Source organism: Rhizobium sp. NFACC06-2, from assembly GCF_900101425.1.
Classification (GTDB): domain Bacteria; phylum Pseudomonadota; class Alphaproteobacteria; order Rhizobiales; family Rhizobiaceae; genus Agrobacterium; species Agrobacterium leguminum.
The window spans coordinates 16,277-32,361 of the sequence record NZ_FMVA01000011.1; the positions used below are offsets into that span (position 1 = coordinate 16,277).

The 16,085-nt window shown below is 59.6% G+C and carries 13 protein-coding genes; 6 read left to right on the plus strand and 7 right to left on the minus strand.

The window, feature by feature from the left end; translation table 11 throughout:
* Window positions 1–133 precede the first annotated feature (133 nt).
* The 4 genes from repC (at window position 134) to F3H58_RS18280 (ending at window position 3,684) form a co-directional block, all read left to right on the plus strand.
* The gene (gene repC, locus F3H58_RS18265) at window positions 134–1,411 is read left to right on the plus strand and encodes a plasmid replication protein RepC (protein WP_149743190.1); all 1,278 of its coding nucleotides are present in this window, start codon (window positions 134–136) and stop codon (window positions 1,409–1,411) included.
* 461 nt (window positions 1,412–1,872) lie between these two features.
* The gene (locus F3H58_RS18270) at window positions 1,873–2,085 is read left to right on the plus strand and encodes a hypothetical protein (protein WP_149743191.1); all 213 of its coding nucleotides are present in this window, start codon (window positions 1,873–1,875) and stop codon (window positions 2,083–2,085) included.
* Window positions 2,086–2,153: 68 nt separating this feature from the next.
* Window positions 2,154–2,438 carry a hypothetical protein gene (locus tag F3H58_RS18275; RefSeq protein WP_149743192.1) on the plus strand — a complete coding sequence of 95 codons (285 nt, stop codon included), beginning with the start codon at window positions 2,154–2,156 and terminating at the stop codon, window positions 2,436–2,438.
* Between the two features lie 46 nt (window positions 2,439–2,484).
* Window positions 2,485–3,684, plus strand: coding sequence for a low temperature requirement protein A (locus F3H58_RS18280; RefSeq protein ID WP_149743193.1), 1,200 nt, complete (start codon window positions 2,485–2,487; stop codon window positions 3,682–3,684).
* Window positions 3,685–3,691: 7 nt separating this feature from the next.
* Here the strand turns inward: F3H58_RS18280 and F3H58_RS18285 are convergent, their stop codons facing one another.
* Window positions 3,692–5,161, minus strand: coding sequence for a glycosyl transferase family protein (locus F3H58_RS18285; RefSeq protein ID WP_149743194.1), 1,470 nt, complete (start codon window positions 5,159–5,161; stop codon window positions 3,692–3,694).
* A 147-nt stretch (window positions 5,162–5,308) separates the two neighbouring features.
* On the opposite strand from F3H58_RS18285, the gene F3H58_RS18290 reads away from it, so the two are divergent.
* Together F3H58_RS18290 and soxR are read left to right on the plus strand one after the other, a co-directional pair.
* Window positions 5,309–7,417: a TonB-dependent receptor plug domain-containing protein gene (locus tag F3H58_RS18290; RefSeq protein WP_149743195.1), complete on the plus strand. Its 2,109-nt coding sequence runs from the start codon at window positions 5,309–5,311 to the stop codon at window positions 7,415–7,417.
* Between the two features lie 160 nt (window positions 7,418–7,577).
* Complete coding sequence (soxR, locus tag F3H58_RS18295; RefSeq protein WP_003519761.1) at window positions 7,578–8,033, plus strand: redox-sensitive transcriptional activator SoxR; 456 nt, start codon at window positions 7,578–7,580, stop codon at window positions 8,031–8,033.
* Window positions 8,034–8,063: 30 nt separating this feature from the next.
* Here the strand turns inward: soxR and amyA are convergent, their stop codons facing one another.
* The 6 genes from amyA to F3H58_RS18325 all read right to left on the minus strand — a co-directional run bounded on the left by amyA (window position 8,064) and on the right by F3H58_RS18325 (window position 15,926).
* Window positions 8,064–9,551, minus strand: coding sequence for an alpha-amylase (gene amyA / locus F3H58_RS18300; RefSeq protein WP_149743196.1), 1,488 nt, complete (start codon window positions 9,549–9,551; stop codon window positions 8,064–8,066).
* A 111-nt stretch (window positions 9,552–9,662) separates the two neighbouring features.
* Window positions 9,663–11,396, minus strand: a complete 1,734-nt coding sequence (locus F3H58_RS18305) for an acetyl/propionyl/methylcrotonyl-CoA carboxylase subunit alpha (RefSeq protein WP_149743197.1) — start codon at window positions 11,394–11,396, stop codon at window positions 9,663–9,665.
* The gene (locus F3H58_RS18310) at window positions 11,393–13,009 is read right to left on the minus strand and encodes a 5-oxoprolinase subunit B/C family protein (protein WP_149743325.1); all 1,617 of its coding nucleotides are present in this window, start codon (window positions 13,007–13,009) and stop codon (window positions 11,393–11,395) included. Before F3H58_RS18310 ends, F3H58_RS18305 begins: the two co-directional genes overlap by 4 nt.
* 7 nt (window positions 13,010–13,016) lie before the next feature.
* Window positions 13,017–13,826, minus strand: coding sequence for a putative hydro-lyase (locus F3H58_RS18315; RefSeq protein WP_112766851.1), 810 nt, complete (start codon window positions 13,824–13,826; stop codon window positions 13,017–13,019).
* An 11-nt stretch (window positions 13,827–13,837) separates the two neighbouring features.
* Window positions 13,838–14,605, minus strand: a complete 768-nt coding sequence (locus F3H58_RS18320; protein ID WP_149743198.1) for a LamB/YcsF family protein — start codon at window positions 14,603–14,605, stop codon at window positions 13,838–13,840.
* Between the two features lie 79 nt (window positions 14,606–14,684).
* Window positions 14,685–15,926 (minus strand): NRAMP family divalent metal transporter, encoded by a 1,242-nt coding sequence (locus F3H58_RS18325; protein WP_149743199.1) that lies wholly within the window; start codon window positions 15,924–15,926, stop codon window positions 14,685–14,687.
* Window positions 15,927–16,085: the final 159 nt, after the last annotated feature.

Consider the following 16,085-nt stretch of genomic DNA (forward strand, 5'->3'; position numbering starts at 1 on the left):
GAACGTTGCCGCGCGGAAGCCTTTCTTTGATTTAAGCACCCGAAGAATCTCATTTCCGCGAATCATAGTCAAGAGTCTTGGCATCGAATTTTTCGGTGAGCGATTTTCTTTTGCCTTGTGAAAGGTGAAAGACATGGACAGCACATGTGTAACGACGCCCTTTGGGCGGCGAGCGATGTCGTTTGGCGTCCTCGCAACCCAGTTTGCCGCGCAGAAAAACAAGAAAATCGAAGCGGTCGATAAATGGAAACTCTATCGTTCGGTTTGCGAAGCCAGGCCATTGCTCGGCGTGACTGATCGCTCGCTCGCGGTTCTGAACGCGCTTTTGAGTTTTTATCCGAAAAACGAGCTTTCCAGCGAAGCCGGATTGGTCGTCTTCCCGTCAAATACGCAATTGTCACTCAGGGCCCATGGCATGGCTGAGCAGACATTGCGCCGGCATCTTTCGGCTCTTGTCGAGGCCGGTCTTATCATTCGCAAGGACAGCCCGAACGGAAAACGATACGCCCGCAAGCACAGGGGAGGGGAAATAAGCGAGGCCTACGGTTTTTCGCTGGCGCCGCTTCTTGCCCGCAAAGCGGAAATCGAGGGACTGGCCGAACGCATCGTCAGCGAGCGGCTCGATCTTCAGCGGCTTCGTGAAAATATCAGCCTTTGCCGCCGCGATATCCAGAAACTCTGCGAGATGATTGCCGCAAGCGGAGAAGTCGAAACCTTCGAAGGGTTTCAGACCCGCTATAATGGGATTGCCCGCTTTCTCGGCCGCAATTCCAAGCCTGCGGAGCTTCGGGAAATCGCCGGATTTTTGGCCTCTTTGCGCGCGGAAGTGACCAACTATCTGGAAAATATTGAAAAATCGGAAAAAACGGGCGGCAATGACTGCCAAAATGAGCGCCTCATAAAGAATTCAGAATCCGAATCCATATCTGAACGGCAAGATTTGCGCGAACCGGCAACCGTTGCACCTGCCAGCACGGCAAGCACCCAGCCGGCATATGTGGCACCCGTCAGTACAAAAGCTTCGCCGCAGTCAGCAAAGCCTGTTCTTCATAAGCAATTTTTTGTTCCTGATATTGTTTTGGTTTTGAAGGCTTGCCCGGATATCTCGCTCTATGCCCCAGGCGGAGCGGTTACCGGATGGCGCGATATCGAAGTGGCGACATCCGTCATCAAAACCATGTTCAACATCAGCCAGTCGGCGTATCAGGATGCGCTTGTCACATTCGGCCGACAGGGAACGGCAGCCATTCTCGCATGCCTTTTGCAGAAAGCGGACCAGATAAGCTCGCTCGGCGGATATCTGCGTAATCTGACCCGTAAGGCGCAGGAAGGCAGCTTCGATGTGCAGACAATGCTTCTGGCGCAGTTGCGAGGTCGTAAGGACACCATGGAGGCGAACATGCTTTCGTGAGTTCTCACGGGCCGCGGGAAATGGTCATCGCTTGCGGAAAAAGCAGACGGAAGTTACATTAACGCCGTTTCCGCAAGTAGAAAGAGATTCGCATGAGGCTGCTGTAGCAACAGTGTAGCCGGTGGATTTCTATGGTTAATGCAAGGTAATGAAAACTAAGTTCGATTTAGCTTTCGTTTGCGTTTTTCCATGATTGGTTTCAATCGCTTGAGTCGAGGGTGTTTTTCGTCGAAATGGCGACGAGAAGAGCGGAAAAGTGCAATCTGTATGCACGAAGCACCTGGCAAACCCGTGTTGGGTACTGAATGGAAGTCCATGCCCGAGCGCCACAAAACGGGGATAGGGCCCATCGGAAGTGACTGGACGGTGGGCTGACAAAGCTCCGCGCCGAGGGCGGCGAAGTTGAACTTTCTGCAAGGTCCTGCGTTTGGGCTCGATTGTTTGAACGGATGGCTGAGCTGATGAATTTTCCGGATGACATAGAACTGGCCGTCGCCCTCTACATGGCGGATAACGCTTTGCCCCGGGAAAGGGCTATCGAAAAGCTTCTGCGGGCGGAGCTCGAAAACACTGGCCATCTGCCCGGTGGTGAAGGGCGGCCACCGGAGATCGTCGGTGGGCAACCGAGCGCGGACTATGTTCAATATAGCTCCTACCTCGATGGGGATCGCTGACGAGCGGCGGAACCAAAGCGGGCGAGGGCTGTTTATGGCGCAACTAATTGTGCCAGGATATGCGTCCCATGTTTCCCAGATCATTTATTCTCTCAGCCGCACTCGCCGCGATGACGAGCCTGCCTGCAATTGCCCAGTCCCTCGAGGTCAGCACACTTGCGGTTTCCAGCGCCGACAGCATTCCACTTTCGCCAAAGGCTGCGACCCCGAACTACATTACCGACGTGTCTGGGAAGAAAGTCCGTCTGGTTGGGCCGCGCTTTTATCCCGACAGTGCGCGGGCGCTGGAGTTTCCCGGCCGAAGGTCGAACCCGCTTGCATCGGGCAGCGAAGAGGCTTTGTCGCAACGGTGAGGGGGCGTGGTGAGAAGATCGGTCGAAATCTTGCGGCGGAGGTGGAATGAGAACCGGGGGTGAGCTTCAACGACGCAAATCGGATGCGGAAAGCTGGATAAGGCAGGAGGGTCAGGACGCCGGCAAGGCCAGCTTCCCCGAATTGTTCTTCGATCTGGTCTTTGTTTTCGCGCTGATCCAGCTCTCCCACGCTCTGGCCAAGGATTTTGGGCCGACGGCCGCGCTTGAGGCTGGCATCCTGATATTGTCGCTCTGGTGGCTATGGATACACACCACCTGGATCACAAACCTGCTGAACACGGAAAAGGAGCCAGTCAGGATCCTGCTGTTCGTGCTGATGTTCGGCGGCGTTCTGCTGGCCATCGCGCTGCCGGAGGCTTTTGCGGAACAGGGCCTTGTCTTCGCCCTGATCTACAGCGTGATGCAGGTCGGTCGAAGCCTGTTCGCCCTCTATGCGTTCAGGGGTGAAGACCGGCAGTCTTTTCTGGTCTTCGTGCGCGTGACGATCTGGCTCGTGGTATCGAGCCTGTTCTGGCTGGCCGGTGGGCTCGTCGATCTGGCGGATCGCATTCTCCTGTGGGGCATTGCGCTTGCAATTGAATATGCCGGCCCCGCCTGCCGTTATGTCGTGCCGGGTGTAGCCTCGAGCGACGAGGACAGGCTGCATCTTTCCGGCGAGCATCTGGCGGAGCGATGTGCGCTCTTCGTCATCATCTGCCTTGGCGAAACGATCCTGACCACGGGACGCACGGCCACCGAATATATGAATTCGGGCCTGACATTCATCGTCTTCTGCTCCGCTTTCGTCAGTACCGTGGCGATGTGGTGGATTTATTTCCATCATGGGCAGGAAGAGGCGTCGAGAAAAGCCGAGAATGCCGAAGAAAAGGCGAAGATCGCCCATAATCTTTTTAACTACGGGCACTTGCCCATCGTGGCCGGTATCATCCTGACGGCGGTGGGTGAGGATTTTAGCCTCTCCCATGCGCGGGATGGCGCAACGATGCGCGAGGCGCTCGCCATTCTCGGCGGTCCGGTTCTGTTTCTGGCCGGCAATATCGGCGTCAAGATCGCCGTCGCCTATCAGCGACCGGTTTCGCATTTTGCCGGCGTGGCGGCGCTCTGCCTGCTTTTGCCGGTGCCGGGTATTCCGCTTTTCGTGCTGCAACTGGCAAGCACGGCAATTCTTCTGCTTGTGGCCCTTTGGGAATATTTGGCGCTGAAGAGGGCCGTCGCCAATGCCTGATCGCTGATCAGGCATTGACGAGATTGCGCGCCCTGTCGTTCCAGAGCCGAAGGCTGCGGGCATAGGCTTCCTCGAAGGGCAGAGCCATATCGTTGACCAGCATCAGCGCGATGGCTGCCGTCGAGATGATAATGGTTTCTGCCCTTTCGTCCCTTGCGGCACCCGTCCATACCGCCCGCCAATATTCGAAGGTTGTGAACATGGTCGGCATTTCGGCGGGCGGCGTTTCGCGTGCGGGAACGATGAATTCCACATCCCTGCCCTTTGAAAGACCGAAAATCCGGGTGCTGCGAAACGGCGTGAATTGCGCGAAATCCCGCGTATTGCCGAGAATGGCGAGGTTTTCCACCGAAAGCAGTCGCGCGGTGTCGCGATGAAGCTCCTGATAGGACGGGCGGGCGACGCCGATGATCGTGCTTCTGGCGCGAAGCGGATTGAGAAGATGCACGACCGTGTTGAGCGGCAGGCGCATCTCCAGAATGCCGTACAGGCCGAGCAGGCTTTGAAACTGCAGGGACAGACCACCGATCGGCAGGTAGGCGATGCGTTCCGAGGCTGTGGCTTTCGCCGCCTGCGAAAGCGAGTGGCAAAGGGGAATGCCGCAGGCCTGTGCTGCAAGTTCAAGCTTGCCGCCGTTTTCTCCCTGCCCCACATGCCCGTGCAGCAGGACGCTGTATCCCGCCATGGCGACAAGACGCGCGGAATGGAGGAACCACGGCGCATCTCGATGTTTCGGCGACATATAAGCGGGCCAGTCGAGATCCGCCGATGCGGGAGCTTGCTGGTCCCTTTCTATATGTCGCCACATGGCTTCAATGAAACCGGCAAGCTCCGCCGCGGTCACGCCGCGATAATTCATGGTTGCAAGCAGCGCGCCTATCTGTATCGGGTCGGCATCGCCATCGAGAATGATAGAGAGCGCGTCCATCGCTTCCATCTGGCTGAGCGGGCGGCTGTTGCCGATGCCCATCGCCGAGGTTGCGATATATTTGGCAAGCCTCTGCTGCGGATCGGCATTGTGGCCAATGCGCGCAAGACGGTCGGCGATGTTTTCCGGTGTCGGCTGACCTTCCAGAAGAACGCTGGGGCGAAGCGAAAGCGGCGGCGCCTTCATCAGCACGGGCCGCTCCCAGCCGCTTGCACTGGCATTGGCCGGGGCGGCGGGTTTTTCCTGCGAATAGTCGATAAGGTTCTCGGCCTCCGCCGCCAGCGAACGAATGCGCAGCCGCATGTTTTCGGCAAAGGGGGTGGGGCGCAGGCCCTGACCGGTGCGCAGAAAAAGCTGATCGCCATATCTTTCGCGCAGCTGCTGCAAGATGCGGCTCATGGAAGATGTCGGCAGTCCCATGCCCGCCGCCGCGCGGCTGACGCTGCCTTCCCGCAACAACGCATCGAAAGCGACAAGTAGTTTCAGCTGCCCAAGCCTGTCGGGCCTTGTCGTGGAAGCTGGTTCATCTTTTCTCTTGCCGGTTGTCATCTTGCGATTTTTTTACTCCGCCGCTTGTCCGGGGAGCCCTTTTTGCAATTTCTGGAATTTAGAACTGTTCGAAAACAAACGCGTTGCGCCCGCATTCCCTCCTAAATAAGTGGGGTTAAATTCTCAAGTTAAATGCGGGGGCATAACATGGAATTGAAGTACCGCGGCCGTGAAAAGTCCGCGACGGTAATAAAGGCCGGTCTTTCGGCAGCAATGGCGGGAACGGCCCTTAGCATTGCTCTGCCCGTTTTTGCGCAGCAGGCGTCTGAGGGGAACACGGTTCTTCAGCAGATCGTCGTCACCGCATCCGGTTTCGAGCAGAATGTGAAGGACGCTCCGGCCAGCATCACGGTTGTGACGCGGGAAGATCTGGAAAAGGGGTCCTATCGCGATCTGACCGATGCCCTGCGGGAAGTTCAGGGCGTATCCGTTACCGGCATTGCCAATGAAAAGGATATTTTCATTCGCGGTCTGCCCGGCGCTTACACGCTTGTTCTGGTTGACGGCAAGCGGCAGAGCACGCGCGATGCCCGCACCAACGGAAATTCCGGTTTCGAACAGAGTTTCGTGCCGCCGGTTTCGGCGATCGAGCGTATCGAAGTGGTGCGCGGGCCGATGTCCTCGCTTTATGGTTCGGATGCCATGGGCGGTGTCATCAACATCATCACCCGCAAGGTCGGCAATGTCTGGTCAGGTTCCGTCACCACCGAAGGCACGGTTCAGCAGCATTCCAAATTCGGCAATAGCGGCCAGGTCTCCTGGTACGCCAACGGACCGATCCTGAAGGACCAGCTCGGTCTGCAGCTCTGGGGCAGGGGCTTCACACGTGGCGAAGACCGTATTCTGAGCGGCACCACGGGCGCCAAGGAATATGATTTCAACGGTCGTCTGACGTTTACGCCGAACGAAGATCACGACATCTATCTCGAAGGAGGCAAGACGCGGCTGCGCCGCAGCGCCGAGCCTGGCGATACGCTGGCGGCAACCGACGCCAACGGCACCTACAATACCAATACGCGCGACCATTGGTCATTGTCGCATACCGGCCGCTGGGGGCCGACCACATCCGAATTTTCGTTCCAGCAGGAATGGGCGGAGCGCACCAACTTCACCAGAAATATCCGCACCGGCCGCGTGACAGAAAACCCGCGCTCGCCGGAAGTGCGCAACACCGTTCTCGACGGCAAGTTCACCACGCCGTTCGAATTGTTCGGCAACCACACGCTGGTCACGGGCGGACAATATTTCGAGGCGCGGCTGACCGACCAGAACCCGGGACGCCGCACCGGCCGCGACGAGACATTTTCGGCGACGCAATGGGCGCTCTTCCTTGAGGATGAATGGCGCATTGTCGATAATTTCGCACTGACGGGCGGACTTCGTCTCGATAATCACGAGAAATACGGCAATCATTTCAGCCCGCGCCTTTATGGCGTCTGGAGCGCGACCGAGGAACTGACCATCAAAGGCGGCATCTCTACGGGTTTCCGCGCCCCGGAAATCCGCCAGATCGCACCGGGTTATGCCTATACGACGGGTGGTGGCGGTTGCACCTATAGCCCGAGCGGCACCTGCGGCGTGATCATCGGCGATCCCAACCTCGAAGCGGAAAAGAGCACGAGCTATGAAGTAGCCGCGCTTTGGGACAATGGCGACGTCGCTCTCGGCGCCACCTATTTCTATACCGATTTCAAGGACAAGATTTCCAACGCGCTGGTGCTCAATCCGGATGGAACGCCTGCCCGCTGGAGCGAAGACCGCAACTATCGTCTCTGGTACAATTACAACATCGACGATGCGGTCATTCAGGGTGTGGAACTGACGGCGACATGGTATGCGACGCCGGACCTGACGCTGCGCGGCAACTATACCTATACGCATTCCGAACAGAAAACCGGCGAATATGAAGGCTTCCCGCTGGCGCGCACGCCGGAACATATGGCCAATCTGCGCGGCGACTGGGTGACCCCAATCGACGGTCTGGAAGCCTGGGCCTCGCTGAATTACCACGGATCGGAAATCAACGCCGGCCCGCGCATCGGCACCAACGGCACGCCTGTGACGATCAATGGCAAGGCGGGGCGTAAATATGAAGCCTACACCACGCTGGATATCGGCGCGAAATATGCGGTTGCCGAAAATGTCGACCTGAATGCCGCCATTTACAATGTCTTCGACAAGGATGTCGGCACCGACGATTTCAACACCGTCATGGAAGGCCGCCGTTTCTGGATCAGCATGACAGCGAAATTCTGATCCGTGGCCAACATTCACGAAATTTGGAGGCGCCTTTGGGCGCCTCTTTTTTTGGGCCATCGCCTATTGACCTCAACTATGGTTGAGGAATTATACCGGCTGCTCTTCACTATGTTTCCGCGTTTTCCGAGCGGAAATCGTTACGGAAGCAGGAGCCAGAATGGAAAATACCGTATTCAAGCACAGCCTGACGGTTGGGGAGGTTGCCCGCCGCAGCGGCATCGCCGTGTCCACCATCCATTTTTACGAGGCGAAGGGGCTGATCGAGGGCTGGCGAACCGCCGGTAACCAGCGTCGTTATCATCGCGCCGTCCTGCGGCGTATCGCCATCATCCGCATCGCGCAGCGGGCGGGTATACAGCTCAGCATCATCAGGGATGCGATGGCCGATCTGCCGCAGGATCGGGTGGCGACGACGGCCGATTGGCGCAGGTTTTCCCAATCCTGGCGGGAAATGCTGCAGCTTCGCATCAACAGCCTGATCATGCTGCGCGATCAGCTTACCGGCTGTATCGGTTGCGGGTGCCTTTCGCTGGATGATTGTCCGTTACGCAATCCGAACGATGTTCTGGCCGATGACGGCGCAGGTCCGCGCCGCCTCGTTTCTGCGGAATGAACGGGATTTCCGAACCGGAACGATTGGTCCTCACTCGGAATCGGCGGCAACCCAGACGCTGACGCTGCCGCCATTGGTGGGAAAAACGCCCTTGCCGCTCTCATCGAGGGTAATCCGTTCTTCACGGTGCCCGAGAAAGTCGCGCCAGACCGCCCCGGCGCGATCGGGACCGAGATCGATCTGCTTTTCCGCCGGCTCGCCATTCGACATCACCACCACGCAGCCCGGCGCATCGGCGGTGCCGTGGCGAATAAAGGCGATGCAGCTTGCATCGTCGAGAATATCCGTCTGGGCTCCGTTGGCGAAACGGCTGCGGGCTTCGATGAGTTTCGGCAGGCATTCAATGGCGGGCATATCGATTTTATACTCGTTGCCGTCATTGCCGGTGTCGGTGTAGCTCGTGCCGAACAGATCGGGATAAAAGACGCAGGGCACACCTTCTTCGCGCAGCAGGATGATCGCATAGGCAAGAGGTTTGAACCAGGGTTCCACCGGCGCTTCCAGCGATTGCAGCGGCTGCGTATCGTGATTGTCGACCAGCGTGACGGCATGGTCTGGAACGGCGGAGACAAGCGAACCATCGAAGATGCTGCGCATATCGAAATCGCCGCCCTGTTTCGAGGCGTCATGGAAGCTGTGATGAAGGGCGACATCGAAAAGCATCAGCTGCTTGTCGACGAGTTCGAGATAGCTTTTCAGCGCCTCGAGATCGGGGTGCCAATATTCCGCCACGACGAAAAGATCGGGATCGACCGTTTCGCGCATGTGGCCGACCCAGTCGCGGAAGAACCAGGCCGGAATATGTTTGGCGGCATCGAGGCGGAAGCCATCAACCTGCACCTGCTCGGAGAGCCAGCGGCCCCAATATTTTAGCTCTTCATAGACCGCCCGGTTTCTGAATTCGACATCGGCACCCATCAGATAATCGAAATTGCCGTTTTCCTGATCGACTTCCTCATTCCATTCCCCATCGCCATACTCATTGACGAGGCGGAAAATGCCGTCTTCGGTCGGTTCCTCGATGTGGTCGACACCGCTGAAGCACTTCAGGTCCCAGATGAATTTGGAATGTTTGCCGCTGCGGCCGGGAAAGGTGAAACGCGTATAGGCCAGCGCCTGAAAGTCTTCATCATCGATCTCGGTACGGTCTTCGGGATTGACGCGGCGAACCCGCACCTTCTCCTTCTCATCCGCACCCATCTTGTGATTGAGAACCACGTCATGAATGACGCGGATGCCGTTTTCCTTCAGCGTCCGGCCCGCATGTTCGAGGGCGTCGCGATCGCCATATTTGGTGGCGACGGTGCCCTTCTGGTCGAATTCACCGAGATCGAAGAGATCGTAGGTATCGTAACCCACCGAATAACCGCCTGCGGCACCCTTATAGGCCGGTGGCAGCCAGATATCGGTGATGCCCATTTTCGCAAGGCTTTCGGCCTTTTCGGCCACCTCGCTCCATAATTTCCCTCCGTCCGGATAATACCAATGGAAGAACTGAAGCAAGGTGCGTCCGGCCATATTTCCCTCACAGTCGTTAGCAGGTCGCGCCATAAACGGCCCGGCGGCGAAAGGGTTCCGCCGCCGGCCATACGCGATCTGCAATTGTGAGGCCGGTGGCCTGTCCGTATATTAGCCGGCTATGTCGAGAAGGGCTGCGCCCGCCTGCAGATAGTCGCCTTCCTTGACGATCAGGCGAACTTTGCCGGCCTTGGTGGCGACAATCTGCGTCTCCATCTTCATGGCCTCCATAACGGCCAGAAGATCGCCTTGCGAAACTGCATCACCGTCTTTTACCTTGAAGGACTGCAGCGTGCCGGAAACCGGGGCGGTGATTTCGCCTTCCTTTTCCTTGGTGGCGGCGGTGCCGGGAGCAGCCGCGCTGCCGCCGCTAACCGCACCGAGGCTGGAGAGCAGCAGGCTGGGCAGACCGACCGATACACGCTTGCCGTCGATTTCCAGAAAAGTGCGGGTGACGGAAGGGTCTTCGGCCGGTGCCGGGCGCTCCATGGCATCCGGCATGGCGGCGAAATCGGTCTCGATCCAGCGGGTGTGAACCTTGAAACCGTCGGTGCCGACGAAGTCTTCGGTCTCGATCGCGGCGCGATGGAAGGGCAGCACCGTGGCGATGCCTTCGATGCGGAACTCCTTCAGCGCGCGGCGCGCGCGGCGCAGGACCTGCTCGCGGTCGGCACCCGTGACGATCAGTTTCGCCATCAGCGAGTCGAATACGCCCGGCACGCTGGAGCCGCTGACGACGCCGCTATCCACGCGAATGCCGGGACCGGAAGGTGCGTTGAAAACCGAGATCGACCCGGGGGTCGGCAGGAAGCCCCGGCCGGGATCTTCGGCATTGATGCGGAATTCCATCGAATGGCCACGCGGTTCCGGCGTTTCGAGGACCCGCAGCTTTTGGCCTTCGGCGATGCGGAACTGTTCGATGACGAGATCGATACCGGTGGTTTCCTCGGTAACGGGATGTTCCACCTGCAGGCGCGTATTGACCTCGAGGAAAGAAATCGTGCCATCGACGCCGAGCAGGAATTCGACGGTGCCGGCGCCGGAATAACCAGCAGCGGCGCAGATAGCCTTGGCAGCGGCATGGATTTTCTGCCGCTGTTCGTCGGAGAGGAACGGGGCGGGAGCCTCTTCGATCAGCTTCTGGTTCCGGCGCTGCAGCGAGCAGTCGCGGGTGCCGAGGACGAGCACATTGCCATGCTTGTCGGCCAGAACCTGCGCCTCGATATGGCGCGGCCGGTCAAGGAAGCGCTCAAGGAAACATTCGCCGCGACCGAAGGCGGCCGTTGCCTCGCGCACGGCGGATTCGTAGAGATCGGCGATCTCTTCCATCTTCCACGCAACCTTCAGACCGCGACCGCCGCCGCCATGGGCCGCCTTGATGGCGACGGGCAGGCCGTGTTCTTCGGCGAAGGCCGTGACTTCGGCAGCGGAAGAAACCGGGCCGTCACTGCCGGCGACCAGAGGTGCGCCGACGCCGGTGGCAATGCGCCGTGCCTCTACCTTGTCGCCCAGTGCCTCGATGACATGCGGGTCGGGGCCGATCCAGATGAGGCCGGCATCGAGAACGGCACGCGCAAATTCGGCGCGTTCGGACAGGAAACCGTAACCGGGATGAATGGCATCCGCGCCGGCGCGTTTGGCAATCGCAATCAGCTTGGCGATATCGAGATAGGTCTCGGCCGGCCGCACGCCCTCCAGCGCATAGGCCTCATCCGCGAGCCGGACGAAGAGTGCATCCTGATCGGGATCGGCATAAACGGCGACCGATTGCAGGCCATAATCGCGACATGCGCGGATGATGCGGACCGCGATCTCGCCGCGATTGGCAATCAGCACTTTTTTCATCGCTCTTCTCCTCGGAATTCTATGTTCTTGGCCGCGATTTCGGCGAAGGGGCCAATCGGGCGGAATTTGATTTTGGCGTTGACGGGGATTTGTCCCGCAAGATCGAGATGGTATTCGGCGACAGCGCCGATAACGGGATAACCACCGGTTAGCGGATGGTCGGCAAGGAAGAGAACCGGCTGGCCGCTATGGGGAATCTGGATCGCTCCCGTCGCGGTGCCTTCGCTCGGCAATTCGGCGCTGTCCTTGCGCTCCACCGGCACGTCGCCGGCAAGGCGGATGCCCACCCGGTTCGATTGCGGCGTGACCTGCCAGAGCTGGCCGGTCAGCGTCTCGATGCCCTTCTGCGTGAACCAGTCGGTGCGCGGTCCGAGAACGACGTCCAGCGTGACGACCTCACCCATTGCCGGCGCTTCGAAGGCCGGAACCTCGTCGATCGATACGCTGGAAAGGCCGGTCTTTTCGCCCTTGAGCGAAAGGATGGCGCCTGCACCAACCGGCTCTGGGCCGACGACAGCCAGCGTATCCGTTGCGAAACTGCCGAGCACCGGCTCGACATCGAAGCCGCCGCGCACCGCAAGATAACAGCGCATGCCCTTTGGCGGGTGGCCGAAGGTGACCACATCACCGGGTTCGAGCGGCATCGGGCCATGGGTCTTTGCCGCAAAGCTGCGATCTGCCGTGGTGATGGTGACGGGGCAGGGGGCGCCTGCAATGCCGATGACGGCGCGGCTCGTGCTTTTAAAGGAAAATCCGCCGAGCGTCAGTTCGAGACAGGGCGTGTTGACGGGGTTGCCGACGATGCGGTTTGCGGCATTGAACGCGCCACGATCCAGCGCACCGGAGGCCGACACGCCCTGTCCGGTCTGGCCGAAGCGGCCGAGATCCTGGAAGATGGCGGGCATGGGGGCTGCGAGCACCTCGAAATGCGGGCCTGCTTTTACCCGGTCTTTCCCGGCGCTGCGCGGTGCTGAGACGGGGATGTCGACCGTTTTGCCGGCCTTGTCCATGTCGAAGAAACGCACGCGGTAACCTGGCTGAAAAAGCGCACCGGGATCGCGGTCTATATCCCACATCTTGACCGGCGTGGTGCCGATGATCTGCCAGCCGCCGGGGCTGTTTTGCGGGTAGACGCCGCTGAAGGCGCCGGCCAGCGCCACCGAACCTGCCGGAATGCGGGTGCGCGGGCTTTGCCGGCGTGGCACATGCAGCGCCGGATCGCCGCCGACCAGATAACCGAAGCCGGGAGCGAAACCGCAAAAGGCCACGGTGAATTCGCTTTCGGTGTGGCGGCGGATGACTTCTTCGATGCTCATGCCGGTCAGTTCGGCAACATCGGCAAGGTCCTCACCATTATAGTGGACGGGGATTTCCACGAGATTGTCCGAAGGCGCGATTTTTGCCGAGAGATCGCGGCTTGCCAGTCGCGCGGCCAGCGCTTCGGCACCGATCTTCTCAGGGCGAAAGCGGATCATCAGGGTGCGGGCAGCCGGCACCGTCTCTTCGATACCTTCGACCGGATCGCTCTGAAGTGAGGCGAAAAGCGCCAGCGTTTCATCGAGATCGGCGAGTTCGACAAGAATGGTGGTGAGGCTGACGGGGAGAAAACGCATCATGTCCTCACGCGTGATAGGCTGAATCGGGAATGTCGGTGATGAACATGTGCCCCGGCGCATGGGTGATCGCAAAGGGTACGCCCGACGCCATCACGGCGGCCTGGGGTGTGACGCCGCAGGCCCAGAACACCGGAACTTCGCCCGGCTCGATCCGCACCGCATCGCCGAAATCGGGCTTTGCAAGATCGGTAATGCCGATCTCTTCCGGTGCGCCGACATGCACGGGTGACCCGTGTACGGCCGGAAAACGTCCCGAAATGGTCGCAGCATCGGCCACGCGTGAGGCCGGGATCGGCCGCATGGAAACGACCATATTGCCCTTCAGCCGACCGGCCGGGCGGCAGGGTCGGTTGGTGAGATACATCGGCACATTGCTCTTGTCGGTCATATGGCGGATTTCGATGCCCGCTTCCACCATCGGCGTTTCGAAGGTGAAGCTGCAGCCGATCAGGAAGGCGACGAGATCATCGCGCTCCGCCCAGGCTGCGGTGGCGTCGGCCGTTTCCTCGACGAGCTTGCCGTCCCGCCAGATGCGGTAGAGCGGCAGGTCGGTTCTCAGATCAGCGCCGGGCGCGAGCAGCGTTGTCGGCGAACCGGGATCGGAGACATCCAGCACCGGGCAGGGTTTGGGATTGCGCTGCGCGTAAAGCAGGAAATCGAAGGCCCAGTCGCGCGGCAGCACGATCATGTTCGCCTGCGTGAAGCCGGGCGCAATGCCGGAAGTTGGGGCGACGAGGCCGCCGCGATAGGTCGCACGGGCCTTTCGTGCGGCGTCGGCGTCCGTGTGGTTGAGATAGGATGTCGGTATCGTCATCGGCTATCCTTTCAACGATTGGATGCGAAAGAGCGGATGTCGATACCATCAGCCTCGAAACGGCGGCGGATTTCCTGGGCGATGGCGACGGCACCGGGGCTGTCGCCGTGCACGCAGATGGATTGCGCCTCAATTTTTATGATGCTGCCATCGATGGCCTCCAGCGTGCCTTCGCGGGCAAGCTGCACCATGCGGTTGGCGATTCTGGCCGAGTCATGCAGCACGGCACCGGCTTCGCGGCGGGAGACGAGTTGGCCCTGAGGCGTATAGGCGCGATCCGCGAAAGCTTCTGCGACGACGGCAAGACCTGCCTTGCGGGCAAGATCGAGGATGGGCGCGTTCGCAAGACCCATCAGCACCAGCGAAGGATCGATGGCCTTGATGCCGTCGATCACGGCCTGCCCCTGTTTCGCATCATTGGCGATGCGGTTGTAAAGCGCGCCATGCGGTTTCACGTAACGCACCGTTGTGCCGGCAGCGGCGGCGACGCCTTTCAGTGCGCCGATCTGGTAGATGACATCGGCGATCAGTTCTTCCGAGGTCGCGTCCAGATCGCGGCGGCCGAAGCCGACGCGGTCCGGATAGGAGACATGGGCGCCAACGACCACGCCTTTTTCGGCGGCGGCCTTGACGGTGCGGTAGATACCGGCCGGATCGCCGGCATGAAATCCGCAGGCGATGTTGGCGCTGGAAACGATGGCGAGCATCGCCTCATCATCTCCCATGCGCCATGCGCCGTAACTTTCGCCAAGATCGCTGTTGAGATCGATAGCGGCCATGTTTGCCTCCCTTTAGAGCATTTCCAGCAAAAGTGCGTAGCGGTTTTGCGTCCGGAAAATGCGTACAAACACTAGTTTATTACAGGCCGAGCAGGCCGAAGATGGTGCCGGCGGACTTGTAGCCCATGTACCATGTCAGTGCGCAGGTCAGAACGCCAAGCACAAGCAGGATGCGCGGGTAACGATAGCCGCCCATCAGGTCTTCGCGTTTCCATGCGGCGAACAGGAAGATGCTGAGGCCGATGGGCAGGATGAGGCCGTTCAGGCCGCCGACGAAGACCAGCATGGCGGCGGGCGGCGTGGTGATCAGCAGGTAGCAGACGAGCGAGACGGCGATGAAAACGATCGTCGCCATGTTGCGGGCGCGTTCGGTCATGTCCTGCTTGAAGACGGGCAGGAATGAAACGGAAGTATAGGCCGCGCCGATGACGCTGGTGATGGCCGCTGCCCAGAAGATGATGCCGAAGAGCCGGAAGCCGAGATCGCCCGCGGCCGAACGGAAGGCCTGTGCGGCCGGATTGGCGGCCTGGCCCGACGTATCGATGATGACGCCGCTGGCGACGACGCCGAGAATGGCGAGGAACAGCACATAGCGCATGACGCCGGTGACGGCGATGCCGGTTAGCGCCGCGCGGTTGACGGCAGGCAGGTTTTCAATGCCGACCATGCCCCGGTCCAACAGCCGGTGCGCGCCGGAATAGGTGATGTAGCCGCCGACGGTGCCGCCGACGATGGTGGTGATGGTCGCGAAATTGATCGTATCCGGCATGAAGGTCTGGCGGAAGGCGTCACCCACCGGCGGTGCGGAAACGAAGGCCACATAAAGCGTCAGCACGATCATCAGGATGCCGGCGAAGATGATGAACCGGTCGACGGCAAGGCCCGCGCGTTTGGAAACGAAGATGGCGATGGAAAAGACCGCGCTGATGGCGCCGCCGATTTTCGGGTCCAGCCCGAAAATGGCATTCAGGCCAAGACCGGTGCCGCCAATATTGCCGATGTTGAAGAACAGGCCGCCGATAATGACTAGAATGGCCAGAAGATAACCGGAACCGGGAATGGCGGCATTGGCAATATCGGATGCGCGCATGCGCGTCAGTGTGACGATACGCCAGATGTTGAGCTGGACGACGAAGTCGATGAGGATGGAGGCGAGGATGCCGAAGGCGAAGGCGGCACCGAGCTGGGTGGTGAATGTCGCCGTCTGCGTGATGAAGCCGGGACCGATGGCGGATGTCGCCATCAGGAAGATCGCCCCCATCAGGGATGCGCGTTTTGACATTTTCATATCGGCAGTCGGGGTGAGCTTTTTCTGCTCCATGGATTTTCTCCGCTCCTGTCGCAATCCGCCCCTCGCGGATGCTTTATGCGGACGATCTTGTCCTGTTCTGCGAAATTGTCAACTTTGTTCAACAATATAAAGTTATCGTTCTTTCATTTTGTCCATTTGTTGGACGTAATGAGCAGGATTTAATCACGT

Coding starts and splice junctions, on each gene's coding strand:
- repC (WP_149743190.1), top strand. CDS start 134: ATGGACAGCACATGTGTAACGACGCCCTTTGGGCGGCGAGCGATGTCG.
- F3H58_RS18270 (WP_149743191.1), top strand. CDS start 1,873: ATGAATTTTCCGGATGACATAGAACTGGCCGTCGCCCTCTACATGGCG.
- F3H58_RS18275 (WP_149743192.1), top strand. CDS start 2,154: ATGTTTCCCAGATCATTTATTCTCTCAGCCGCACTCGCCGCGATGACG.
- F3H58_RS18280 (WP_149743193.1), top strand. CDS start 2,485: ATGAGAACCGGGGGTGAGCTTCAACGACGCAAATCGGATGCGGAAAGC.
- F3H58_RS18285 (WP_149743194.1), bottom strand. CDS start 5,161: ATGACAACCGGCAAGAGAAAAGATGAACCAGCTTCCACGACAAGGCCC.
- F3H58_RS18290 (WP_149743195.1), top strand. CDS start 5,309: ATGGAATTGAAGTACCGCGGCCGTGAAAAGTCCGCGACGGTAATAAAG.
- soxR (WP_003519761.1), top strand. CDS start 7,578: ATGGAAAATACCGTATTCAAGCACAGCCTGACGGTTGGGGAGGTTGCC.
- amyA (WP_149743196.1), bottom strand. CDS start 9,551: ATGGCCGGACGCACCTTGCTTCAGTTCTTCCATTGGTATTATCCGGAC.
- F3H58_RS18305 (WP_149743197.1), bottom strand. CDS start 11,396: ATGAAAAAAGTGCTGATTGCCAATCGCGGCGAGATCGCGGTCCGCATC.
- F3H58_RS18310 (WP_149743325.1), bottom strand. CDS start 13,009: ATGCGTTTTCTCCCCGTCAGCCTCACCACCATTCTTGTCGAACTCGCC.
- F3H58_RS18315 (WP_112766851.1), bottom strand. CDS start 13,826: ATGACGATACCGACATCCTATCTCAACCACACGGACGCCGACGCCGCA.
- F3H58_RS18320 (WP_149743198.1), bottom strand. CDS start 14,605: ATGGCCGCTATCGATCTCAACAGCGATCTTGGCGAAAGTTACGGCGCA.
- F3H58_RS18325 (WP_149743199.1), bottom strand. CDS start 15,926: ATGGAGCAGAAAAAGCTCACCCCGACTGCCGATATGAAAATGTCAAAA.